Source organism: Kluyvera sp. Awk 3, assembly GCF_028069715.1.
In the GTDB taxonomy this organism is placed as follows: domain Bacteria; phylum Pseudomonadota; class Gammaproteobacteria; order Enterobacterales; family Enterobacteriaceae; genus Kluyvera; species Kluyvera georgiana_A.
Genome location: NZ_JANEWH010000141.1, coordinates 1 through 11,050 on the forward strand (window position 1 = coordinate 1; position 11,050 = coordinate 11,050).

An 11,050-nucleotide genomic window follows, 5' to 3' on the forward strand; every position below is an offset into this window, starting at 1 on the left:
AAATTCATCTAATTTTTAAATCAATCATGCACAAAACCACCCTTGAACAGTGGGCGCTACTGGAAAAGGTAGTCGAACTGGGCAGTTTTGCGAAAGCCGCGGAGGAGACGCACCGCAGCCAGTCGTCGGTCAGCTATAACCTGTCGCTGCTGCAGGAGCGGCTGGGCGTGGCCTTGCTGGTCCCCGAAGGTCGCCGCGCGGTGCTGACTCCGGCGGGCGAGCTATTGCTGGGCCAGGTGAAGCCGCTGCTCAAAGCCTTTGCCTGGGTAGAAACTCGTGCCGCCACGTTACGTGAAGGCACGCGCACGCGGCTGGATTTGGTGGTCGACAGCATTTTCCCGCGTCAGAGACTGTTCGCCATTCTGCGCCAGTTTCAGCAGCGCTACCCACAAACGCAGGTGCGGCTAACCGAGGTGCTGGAGAACGCCAACGACGCCGATAACGTGCAAGCGGAGGCGGACGTGATGGTGCTGACGCGCCGTCAGGATATTACCGGCCGCGGGGAATGGTTGATGAATATCGATTTTGTCGCCGTCGCGCATCGGGATCATCCTCTATTTCAGCAGGCAGGCCCGCTTAGCGACGAACAGTTGCGCCCCTGGCCGCTGATCCGCATTGCCGACAGCGATAGCAGCCGCCAGGAGACGCACGATGCGTGGACCTTCTCAACGATTGATGCCGCCATTGATGCCGTATTGTATCAGGTGGGATATGGCTGGTTGCCGGAGGAGAGAATCCAGGAGGAACTGGCACAGGGAATATTAAAGCCGCTGCCGCTAAATCATGGCGTACGCCGCGCAACGCCGCTGCATCTGATCGTCAAACGAGATTTAGCCCCGCTCGACGAACAGGTGGAGATGCTGCTGAAGCTGTTTAGCCAGCAGCATTAATACGTTTACTCCGCCAGCGCCTGCGCACAAGCCCAGGCGCTCGACCACGCCCACTGGAAGTTATAGCCGCCCAACCAGCCGGTAACATCCATCACTTCACCGATAAAGTAGAGCCCTGGCGCTTTCTTCGCTTCCATGGTGCGCGAAGAGAGTTCGTTGGTATCCACACCGCCGAGGGTCACTTCCGCCGTACGGTAGCCTTCGGTGCCGTTCGGCTGAACGCGCCAGTTTGTCAGCGTCTCAACCAGCGTCTGTTGCTCGCGCACGTTAAGCTGCTTAAGGGTCACGTCGGGAACCTGGCCCAACTGTTGCAGACACTCCACCAGACGCTTCGGCAACTGCATCGCCAGCGTATTTTTCAGGCTCTGGTTCGGATGCTCGGCGCGCTGCGCATCAAGGAAGTCCGCGAGATCGATGTCGGGCAGCAGATTGATGGTGACGAATTCGCCAGCCTGCCAATAGCTCGAAATTTGCAGCACTGCCGGGCCAGACAGGCCGCGGTGGGTGAAAAGCAGACTTTCGCGGAACACCGTGCCGTCTTCAGCGGTAATCACCGACGGGACGGAGACGCCGGACAATACCTGAAACTGCTCCAGCATCGGCTTATGCAGGGTGAACGGCACCAGCCCGGCGCGAGTCGGAAGCACCTTCAGGCCGAACTGTTCGGCAATTTTATAGCCGAACGGCGAAGCGCCCAGCCCCGGCATCGACAGGCCGCCGCTGGCAATCACCAGTTTATCGGCGGCCACGGTATCGCCGTTGAGCTGTAAGGTGTAGCCCTGCTCGTCACGAGCGACGTTGAGGATTTCGCTGCGCAGACGCATCGTGACATTGCCCTTCTCGCATTCCGCCACCAGCATCGCGACAATTTGCTCGGCAGAATCATCGCAGAAGAGTTGACCGAGGGTCTTTTCATGCCAGGCAATGCCGTGCTTGCCGACCATGTCGATAAAGTCCCACTGGGTATAACGCGCGAGGGCAGATTTACAAAAATGCGGGTTTTGGCTGAGATAGGCCGCGGGTTCGACATAAAGGTTAGTAAAATTACAACGGCCACCGCCAGACATCAGGATTTTACGCCCCGGTTTTTTACCGTTATCCAACAGCAACACGCGGCGGCCTGCCTGCCCGGCCATGGCTGCACAAAACATTCCTGCCGCTCCGGCACCCACTACAATGGCATCAAACCTTTCCACGCACTATCCTCAACATAGGTATTGTCGGGAAGTGTAAATTTTTCATGGATGTCATACCAGTGAAATCTCGACAAAGCCGACTTATCTGATTGATACAAGGGAAATATTTATTTTCAACCATTTAACGAATACGGATAAATATCAAAAAAAGTCGAGATTTCACTTTGCCCGCGCCGCCAATGTCCCTGATAATGCCGCGCGTTCATGTCCTCAAAATGGCGTAACGTCCTATGTTACATTTGTTTGCTGGCCTGGATTTACATACCGGGCTGTTGTTAGTTCTGGCGCTGGTGTTTGTTCTGTTCTACGAAGCGATTAACGGCTTCCACGATACGGCAAACGCTGTTGCCACCGTAATTTATACCCGTGCCATGCGCTCACAGCTTGCTGTTGCGATGGCCGCAATCTTTAACTTCCTCGGCGTTCTGTTGGGCGGTCTGAGCGTAGCCTATGCGATTGTGCATATGCTGCCGACGGATCTTCTGCTCAATATGGGCTCCGCGCACGGCCTCGCCATGGTCTTTTCCATGCTGCTGGCGGCCATCATCTGGAACCTTGGCACCTGGTATTTCGGTCTGCCTGCTTCCAGCTCCCACACGCTGATCGGCGCGATCATCGGTATTGGTTTAACCAATGCGCTGATGACCGGCACTTCAGTGGTTGAGGCGCTCAACATCCCGAAAGTGATTAACATTTTCGGTTCGTTGATTATCTCGCCTATCGTGGGTCTGGTTGTTGCGGGTGGTCTGATTTTCCTGCTGCGCCGTTACTGGAGCGGTACTAAAAAACGCGCCCGTATCCACCTGACCCCTGCTGAACGTGAAAAGAAAGACGGTAAGAAAAAGCCGCCGTTCTGGACGCGTATCGCTCTGATTCTCTCCGCCATTGGCGTGGCGTTCTCCCACGGCGCCAACGACGGTCAGAAAGGCATTGGTCTGGTCATGCTGGTCCTGATTGGCGTCGCTCCGGCAGGTTTCGTAGTCAATATGAACGCTTCCGGCTACGAAATCACCCGTACCCGCGATGCGGTCAACAACGTTGAAACCTTCTTCCAGCAGCGCCCAGATTTGCTGCTGAAAGTGGCAAGCAACGCTGAAAAGCTGACCCCGGAAGCCGAGGCTGCCGTTGAGTTTCACTGCCATCCGGCGAACACCATCAACGCGCTTGATCGCGCTAAAGCGATGCTGACCAACGTTGAGAGCTATGACAGCCTCTCCGTAGAACAGCGTGGCCAGCTGCGTCGTATCATGCTCTGCATCTCTGATACCACCGATAAAGTGGCGAAGATGCCGGAAGTCAGCGGCGATGACCAACGTCTGTTGAAGAAACTGAAAACCGACATGCTGAGCACCATCGAGTACGCGCCAGTCTGGATTATCATGGCCGTCGCGCTGGCTCTGGGTATCGGTACAATGATCGGCTGGCGTCGCGTGGCGACCACCATCGGTGAGAAAATCGGTAAGAAGGGCATGACCTACGCCCAGGGGATGGCAGCGCAGATGACCTCTGCGGTCTCCATCGGTCTGGCAAGCTATACAGGGATGCCGGTATCCACCACCCACGTCCTGTCGTCTTCCGTTGCGGGGACCATGGTCGTTGACGGTGGCGGTCTGCAACGAAAAACCGTGACCAATATCCTGATGGCCTGGGTCTTCACGCTGCCAGCGTCGATCCTGCTGTCCGGCGTGCTGTACTGGCTGTCTCTGAAGCTTATCTAAGCGCGTTTGGCACAAACAGAAAACGGGTCAGGAAACTGGCCCGTTTTTTTTACTCAGTGCCAAATCATCAGGGCGATTAAGCTAATCACCACCAGGCCACACAGGGAACTGGTCAAAATAAACTGACGACGAACCCGGTCACAGCGGCGAATAAACTCATCATCATGATGATCGCGATACCGCTGCCCGTAGATATACCAGACCAGGCGTATTTGTTTGCCCGGCTGACCGTGCGAGGTAAAGAAACCACCGCCGTCCACATACTGATAAAGCAAGGGATCGCAACCACGTAGTACAACCAATAATGCACGCAACGATGAGAAGTAGCGTGCCATATTTACCACACAAACGACACACAGGGCCCAAAACAGCGCAATCGTGCTGATCATAACTCCTCCCCGGCGACCAGTCCTCGGAGACCCCAGGACATCTCGCTCCCCAATAACCCACCAACACCTCAGTAAAAGAGTGCGATTCAGATCACGTTTATTTATCCGAACGGCTCATTAAATAGTGTAGGAGATCAGTTAAATTTTTTACCACAAGGTTAATCGTTATCAATACGTAAGATGGAAAAATTTGTTTAACTAATTGGCGAACCGGATGCATTGACGGCGCCCCAAGGCCGCTATAAGGTAGAAATATCTTCTACAATTAGGTCTTTAAGGGCAAACCCCGCGCAAGTCGCACGCAGGACGCGGGCAAGGGACAGCGCATGGGCTGTCTGGTCCAACAGTCATCGACAACTTTATGGAAGGAGTAACACCATGGCTTACAAACACATTTTGATCGCGGTCGACCTTTCCCCAGAGAGCAAAGTTCTGGTGGAAAAAGCGGTATCAATGGCTCGCCCCTACAATGCAAAAGTTTCGCTGATTCACGTCGACGTAAACTATTCCGATCTCTACACCGGGCTTATCGACGTTAATCTTGGCGATATGCAGAAGCGCATTTCCGAAGAAACCCATCACGCACTGACTGAACTGTCCACGAACGCGGGCTACCCGATCACCGAAACCCTGAGCGGTAGCGGCGACTTGGGCCAGGTGCTGGTTGATGCGATTAAGAAATACGATATGGACCTGGTGGTTTGTGGCCATCATCAGGACTTCTGGAGCAAGCTGATGTCATCTGCACGCCAGCTTATCAACACAGTCCACGTCGATATGCTGATTGTTCCGCTGCGCGACGACGAAGAAGAATAACTCTCGCGTTGAGCATCGTGAAACGCCTGCGCAAGCAGGCGTTTTTATTTCTATTAACCCGAAATTACTCCGCCGTTCCGGCATAAATATCAAAGCGATGTCCTTTGGTCACCACCGCGTTCGGCGTTGCCACGTCCGCCAGCGGCGGCGCGTAGTCCGGGCGCTTCACCACCACGCGTTTGGTGGCTAACCGGCGCGCGGGTTCAAGCAGGCCATCCGCATCGAGATCCGGCCCCACCAGCGACTGAAACACGCGCATCTCTTTTTTCACCAGCGCGCTTTTCTGCTTATGCGGGAACATCGGGTCGAGATACACCACCTGCGGGCGCGGCGTAATATCGGTTAACGCGGTCAGACTCGAGGCGTGAATCAGTTGTAAACGTTCCTGCAACCACGGGCCAATTTCCGCATCGGCATAGCCACGCGCCAGGCCGTCGTCGAGCAGCGCGGCAACCACCGGATTACGCTCCAGCATCCGCACGCGGCAGCCGACGGAGGCCAGTACAAACGCATCGCGCCCCAGCCCGGCGGTGGCATCAACCACGTCCGGCAGGTAATCGCCTTTGATGCCGACGGCTTTCGCCACCGCTTCGCCGCGACCGCCACCAAACTTGCGCCGGTGCGCCATCGCCCCGCCGACAAAATCGACAAAAATACCGCCAAGCTTCGGCTCGTCGCGTTTACGCAGCTCCAGATGTTCCGGCGTCATCACCAGCGCCATCAGGTTGTCGTCATCGTGCTCAAGCCCCCAGCGGGCGGCAAGAACAGATAAGGCGCCGTCTCCGGCGCCCGTTTCATCCAATAAACAAATTTTCACGCGAACAATCAGCCCTTGATGCCGTAATGCGCCAGCATGGCATCGAGCTGCGGTTCACGGCCACGGAAGCGTTTGAACAGCGCCATTGGCTCTTCGGAACCGCCACGGGTCAGGATGTTATCGAGGAACGACTGACCGGTTTCACGGTTGAAGATGCCTTCTTCTTCAAAGCGAGAGAACGCATCCGCGGCCAGCACGTCGGCCCACAGATAGCTGTAGTAACCCGCTGCATAACCGCCGGCAAAGATGTGGCTGAAGGCGTGCGGGAAGCGGCCCCAGGTTGGGCCCGGCACCACGGCGACCTGTTTCTTAATTTCCGCCAGCGTCTCGAGGACTTTCGCCCCCTGCTCCGGGTTGTACTGCGCGTGCAGGCGGAAGTCGAACAGGCCGAACTCCAGCTGGCGCAGGATAAACAGCGCGGCCTGATAGTTTTTCGCCGCCAGCATTTTATCCAGCAGTTCCTTCGGCAGCGGTTCGCCTGTTTCATAGTGGCCGGAGATAAACGCCAGTGCTTCCGGCTCCCAGCACCAGTTTTCCATAAACTGGCTCGGCAGCTCGACCGCATCCCATGGCACCCCGCTGATGCCGGAAACACCGGCCGTTTCGATGCGGGTCAGCATGTGATGCAGGCCATGACCAAATTCGTGGAACAGGGTGATCACTTCGTCGTGGGTGAACAGCGCCGGTTTGCCGTTCACCGGACGGTTAAAGTTACAGGTCAGATAGGCGACCGGTTTTTGCAGCGTGCCGTCGGTTTTACGCATCTGGCCGACGCAGTCGTCCATCCACGCCCCGCCGCGTTTGTGCTCGCGGGCGTACAGGTCAAGGTAGAAGCTGCCGCGCAGTTCGTTATTTTCATCGTACAGCTCGAAGAAGCGTACTTCCGGGTTCCAGACGTCAACGTCGGTACGCTCTTTGGCGGTAATCCCGTAAATACGTTTTACTACTTCAAACAGGCCATTAACGGCTTTGTTTTCAGGGAAGTACGGGCGCAGCTGTTCGTCGCTGATACTGTACAGATGCTGTTTCTGTTTCTCGCTGTAGTAAGCGATATCCCACGGCTGCAGCTCATCAACGCCAAATTCGGCTTTGGCGAAAGCACGCAGCTGGGCCAGCTCTTTTTCCCCCTGCGGACGGGCGCGTTTCGCCAGATCGGTCAGGAAGTCGAGCACCTGCTGCGGGTTTTCCGCCATTTTGGTGGCGAGTGATTTAAAGGCGTAGCTTTCGAAGCCCAGCAGCTGTGCCAGCTCGTGACGCAGCGCAAGAATCTCTTCCATCACCGGGGTGTTGTCCCACTTACCCGCGTTTGGCCCCTGGTCTGAGGCGCGAGTGGAGTAGGCGCGATACAGCTCTTCACGCAGAGCCTGGTTGTCGCAGTAGGTCATGACCGGCAGGTAGCTCGGGATATCCAGGGTCAGCAGGTACCCTTCCTGCTCTTTAGCTTCGGCCTGGGCCTTCGCTGCCGCCAACGCGCTTTCCGGCATCCCGGCCAGCTCGCTTTCGTCCGTCACCAGCTTGCTCCAGCCCATGGTGGCGTCGAGCACGTTGTTGCTGTACTGGTTGCCCAGCTCGGACAGACGAGTGGCGATTTCGCCGTAGCGCTGCTGTTTCTCTTTCGGCAGGCCGATACCGGACAGCTCGAAATCACGCAGCGCGTTATCGACCGCTTTTTTCTGCGCCACGCTCAGGGTGGCGTAGTTGTCGCCGTCGCGCAGGTCGCGGTAAGCCTTGTACAGCCCCTCATGCTGGCCAACCCAGGTGCTGTATTCCGACAGCAGCGGCAGCGTCTGCTCGTAGGCCTCACGTAGTTCCGGGCTGTTTTTGACCGAGTTTAAGTGGCTAATTGGCGAGAAAATACGCCCCAGAACATCGTCCACTTCCGCCAGCGGCTGGCAGAGGTTTTCCCAGCTATATGGCGCGCCCTGTGCGACTACACGCTCCACATTCTCGCGACAGTCGTTCAGTGCTTTAGTTACAGCAGGGACAACATGTTCGGGCTGAATCCGGGAAAACGGCGGTAGTTCGAAAGGGGTCAGTAATGGATTGGTCATATGCGCTGTCCTGGTCTAAGAAAGAAATGAAGCGCTCAACGGCGCTTTAGCGATAGATCTAGAATGGGGGATAGTTGGGGGAATTTCAATGATAGCGCCGGAGGTTATCCTCTTAACGGGTGATAGCGGTAATCTCGGCGGATCTGCGGTAAACTATCGGTTATCTTGTTTAATTCCCGGAATATCCGCATCCATGCTCAGTTATCGCCACAGCTTTCACGCAGGCAACCACGCCGACGTCCTCAAACACACCGTTCAGAGTCTGATCATTGAATCACTGAAAGAGAAAGAGAAGCCGTTTCTCTATCTGGACACCCACGCTGGCGCAGGCCGCTATCAGCTGAGCGGCGAGCATGCCGAAAAGACCGGGGAATACCTGGAAGGCATCGCCCGCATCTGGCAACAGGACGATCTGCCTGAAGAGCTGGTGCCGTATATTTCGGTGGTTGAGCACTTCAACCGCAGCGGCCAACTGCGTTACTACCCTGGTTCTCCGCTGATTGCCCGCCAGCTGCTGCGTGAGCAGGACAGCCTGCAAATGACCGAGCTGCACCCGAGCGACTTCCCGCTGCTGCGTTCTGAATTCCAGAAAGATAACCGCGCCCGCGTAGAACGCGCCGACGGCTACCAGCAGCTCAAGGCGAAGCTGCCGCCAGCCTCCCGCCGCGGCTTGATTCTGATCGACCCGCCGTACGAAATTAAAACCGACTATCAGGCAGTAGTGAGCGGCATCAGCGAAGGCTACAAGCGTTTTGCTACCGGCACCTATGCGCTGTGGTACCCGGTGGTGCTGCGTCAGCAAATTAAACGCATGATCCACGACCTCGAAGCGACCGGCATTCGCAAAATTCTGCAAATTGAGCTGGCGGTTCGTCCGGACAGCGACCAGCGCGGCATGACCGCCTCCGGTATGATCGTCATCAACCCGCCGTGGAAGCTGGAAGCACAAATGAACAACGTGCTGCCGTGGCTGCACAGCAAGCTGGTTCCAACAGGCATCGGTCATACGCTGGTGAACTGGATCGTGCCGGAGTAATCGCAGGCATCGGTGGAACCTATCAGTTTCAGGTATACAATCGCGAGTATTTTGGCGGGGAGCATGAGGCTCACCCGCTCAACATTGAACGTTTGAGGAGCGGCCATGACCAAACATTACGACTACATCGCCATTGGCGGCGGCAGCGGCGGTATCGCCTCAATCAACCGTGCGGCCATGTACGGCCAGAAGTGCGCGCTGATTGAAGCCAAAGATCTGGGCGGTACCTGCGTTAACGTCGGCTGCGTGCCGAAAAAAGTGATGTGGCATGCCGCGCAGATTCGCGAAGCGATTCATATGTATGGCCCGGACTACGGTTTCGACACCACCATCAATAACTTTGATTGGGACAAACTGGTTGCCAGCCGCACCGCGTACATTGACCGTATCCATACCTCTTACGACAACGTGCTGGGTAAGAATAAAGTTGATGTGCTCAAAGGCTTTGCGCGCTTCGTCGATGCCAAAACCATCGAAGTGAACGGCGAGACGATCACTGCCGATCATATCCTGATCGCCACCGGCGGCCGCCCAAGCCATCCGAACATTCCGGGCGTGGAATACGGTATCGACTCCGACGGTTTCTTCGAACTTCCGGCGCTGCCGAAGCGCGTGGCCGTGGTGGGCGCAGGCTATATCGCCGTTGAGCTGGCGGGCGTCATTAACGGCCTGGGCGCAGAAACTCACCTGTTCGTGCGTAAACACGCGCCGCTGCGCAGTTTCGACCCGTTAATCGTCGAGACGCTGGTTGAGGTGATGAACGCCGAAGGCCCGCAGTTGCACACCAACGCCATTCCAAAAGCGGTGGTCAAGAATGCCGACGGCAGCCTGACGCTGGAGCTGGAAGACGGCCGCAGCCAGACCGTCGATTGCCTGATTTGGGCGATTGGCCGCGAACCGGCAACCGATAACTTCAACCTCGCGGTAACCGGCGTGGAAACCAACGATAAAGGCTATATCGTCGTTGATAAATTCCAGAATACCAACGTGCCGGGCATTTATGCCGTAGGTGATAACACCGGCGCCGTTGAGCTGACGCCGGTCGCGGTCGCCGCTGGCCGTCGTCTGTCTGAGCGTCTGTTTAACAACAAGCCAGACGAGCATCTGGACTACAGCAACATCCCGACCGTGGTCTTCAGCCATCCGCCGATCGGTACCGTTGGCTTAACCGAGCCGCAGGCACGTGAGCAGTACGGCGATGATGCTGTGAAGGTCTATAAATCCTCCTTCACCGCCATGTACACCGCCGTCACCTCTCACCGTCAGCCATGCCGTATGAAGCTGGTCTGCGTTGGCCCGGAAGAGAAAATTGTCGGTATTCACGGCATCGGCTTCGGCATGGATGAAATTCTGCAAGGCTTTGCCGTGGCGCTGAAAATGGGCGCGACCAAGAAAGACTTCGACAATACCGTGGCGATTCACCCTACTGCCGCGGAAGAGTTTGTCACCATGCGCTAAGGCGCGTGGCCCGAACGACAAAAGCCAGACGAAAGTCTGGCTTTTTTTATGACGCGTCATCGGGAAGCGCCGATAATCAGAACCGCCAGCTTACCCCGGTCAGCAGCGTAAAGCTGTCATCCCTGTCGACCATCGGGCTGTTTTTAATTTCATCCGGCAGTACGCTATAACTGGCGTTGGCCAACAGCATCAGGTTGCGGGTCAGCGGGTATTTCAACGTCAGCCCCAAGTACGGCATCCAGCTATCCCCGGGCGATCGCGCCGCCAAACCGCTACGGCGGGACTCAGCCCCCGACACGCCATAGTAGTAACTGTTAAAGCTGTCATCATAGTAATAGACGCCCACGGCAGGCGTAATAGACAGAGCCCCTAACGGCAACACGCGGAACCAGGACAGTTCACCCACCCAACCGTTGCTGTTATCCAGCACATCCGCTGCCGCGGATAGCTTCAGGCTCCCCCACTTCTCATGGTGATACCATGCCGCACCGGCCATCGCAGTACTGTTACGCTTGTCCAACTGCTTCATGGCGCGATCGTCGTTATCCGACGGGTCAAACGTCAGCGGCAGCCATGATGCCGTCAGGCTAACTTCGTCACGTTTGTTTTTAAACAACGCGTAGCCCAATGTGGTCTGGCGAATATAAAAAGAATTGCCTTCGTAATTTATAATGGGTAC

10 protein-coding genes are annotated in these 11,050 nt (G+C 56.3%); 5 read left to right on the forward strand and 5 right to left on the reverse strand.

Annotated elements, in window-relative coordinates; translation table 11 throughout:
- Positions 1 to 26: 26 nt before the first annotated feature.
- Positions 27 to 890: a LysR family transcriptional regulator gene (locus NNN71_RS20805; protein ID WP_271459253.1), complete on the forward strand. Its 864-nt coding sequence runs from the start codon at positions 27 to 29 to the stop codon at positions 888 to 890.
- A gap of 5 nt (positions 891 to 895) precedes the next feature.
- On the opposite strand, the gene NNN71_RS20810 is transcribed toward NNN71_RS20805, so the two are convergent.
- Positions 896 to 2,086 (reverse strand): NAD(P)/FAD-dependent oxidoreductase, encoded by a 1,191-nt coding sequence (locus NNN71_RS20810; protein WP_223803734.1) that lies wholly within the window; start codon positions 2,084 to 2,086, stop codon positions 896 to 898.
- 230 nt (positions 2,087 to 2,316) lie between these two features.
- Here NNN71_RS20810 and pitA point away from each other — a divergent pair, with 230 nt between their 5' ends.
- Positions 2,317 to 3,804, forward strand: a complete 1,488-nt coding sequence (gene pitA, locus NNN71_RS20815; RefSeq protein WP_163446808.1) for an inorganic phosphate transporter PitA — start codon at positions 2,317 to 2,319, stop codon at positions 3,802 to 3,804.
- Between the two features lie 53 nt (positions 3,805 to 3,857).
- Here the strand turns inward: pitA and uspB are convergent, their stop codons facing one another.
- Positions 3,858 to 4,193 carry a universal stress protein UspB gene (gene uspB / locus NNN71_RS20820; protein WP_064541289.1) on the reverse strand — a complete coding sequence of 112 codons (336 nt, stop codon included), beginning with the start codon at positions 4,191 to 4,193 and terminating at the stop codon, positions 3,858 to 3,860.
- Between the two features lie 378 nt (positions 4,194 to 4,571).
- On the opposite strand from uspB, the gene uspA reads away from it, so the two are divergent.
- Positions 4,572 to 5,009, forward strand: a complete 438-nt coding sequence (uspA, locus tag NNN71_RS20825; RefSeq protein ID WP_064541286.1) for a universal stress protein UspA — start codon at positions 4,572 to 4,574, stop codon at positions 5,007 to 5,009.
- 64 nt (positions 5,010 to 5,073) lie between these two features.
- Here uspA and rsmJ read toward each other — a convergent pair whose 3' ends face one another.
- On the reverse strand, positions 5,074 to 5,826 hold the full coding sequence (gene rsmJ, locus NNN71_RS20830) for a 16S rRNA (guanine(1516)-N(2))-methyltransferase RsmJ (protein WP_064541283.1): 753 nt from the start codon (positions 5,824 to 5,826) through the stop codon (positions 5,074 to 5,076).
- An 8-nt stretch (positions 5,827 to 5,834) separates the two neighbouring features.
- The gene (gene prlC / locus NNN71_RS20835; protein WP_223803733.1) at positions 5,835 to 7,877 is read right to left on the reverse strand and encodes an oligopeptidase A; all 2,043 of its coding nucleotides are present in this window, start codon (positions 7,875 to 7,877) and stop codon (positions 5,835 to 5,837) included.
- Positions 7,878 to 8,070: 193 nt separating this feature from the next.
- On the opposite strand from prlC, the gene NNN71_RS20840 reads away from it, so the two are divergent.
- Both NNN71_RS20840 and gorA read left to right on the forward strand, forming a co-directional pair.
- Positions 8,071 to 8,913, forward strand: a complete 843-nt coding sequence (locus NNN71_RS20840; protein WP_064541271.1) for a 23S rRNA (adenine(2030)-N(6))-methyltransferase RlmJ — start codon at positions 8,071 to 8,073, stop codon at positions 8,911 to 8,913.
- Positions 8,914 to 9,018: 105 nt separating this feature from the next.
- Positions 9,019 to 10,371 (forward strand): glutathione-disulfide reductase, encoded by a 1,353-nt coding sequence (gene gorA / locus NNN71_RS20845; RefSeq protein ID WP_271459251.1) that lies wholly within the window; start codon positions 9,019 to 9,021, stop codon positions 10,369 to 10,371.
- A 76-nt stretch (positions 10,372 to 10,447) separates the two neighbouring features.
- Here the strand turns inward: gorA and NNN71_RS20850 are convergent.
- Positions 10,448 to 11,050: MipA/OmpV family protein (locus NNN71_RS20850; protein WP_271459252.1), on the reverse strand; the 603-nt coding region annotated here is incomplete at its 5' end.

Bases quoted from the DNA above. Each gene is read 5' to 3' on its own strand.
- uspA (WP_064541286.1), top strand. From the start codon at position 4,572: ATGGCTTACAAACACATTTTGATCGCGGTCGACCTTTCCCCAGAGAGC.
- gorA (WP_271459251.1), top strand. From the start codon at position 9,019: ATGACCAAACATTACGACTACATCGCCATTGGCGGCGGCAGCGGCGGT.
- prlC (WP_223803733.1), bottom strand. From the start codon at position 7,877: ATGACCAATCCATTACTGACCCCTTTCGAACTACCGCCGTTTTCCCGG.
- uspB (WP_064541289.1), bottom strand. From the start codon at position 4,193: ATGATCAGCACGATTGCGCTGTTTTGGGCCCTGTGTGTCGTTTGTGTG.
- NNN71_RS20805 (WP_271459253.1), top strand. From the start codon at position 27: ATGCACAAAACCACCCTTGAACAGTGGGCGCTACTGGAAAAGGTAGTC.
- NNN71_RS20840 (WP_064541271.1), top strand. From the start codon at position 8,071: ATGCTCAGTTATCGCCACAGCTTTCACGCAGGCAACCACGCCGACGTC.
- pitA (WP_163446808.1), top strand. From the start codon at position 2,317: ATGTTACATTTGTTTGCTGGCCTGGATTTACATACCGGGCTGTTGTTA.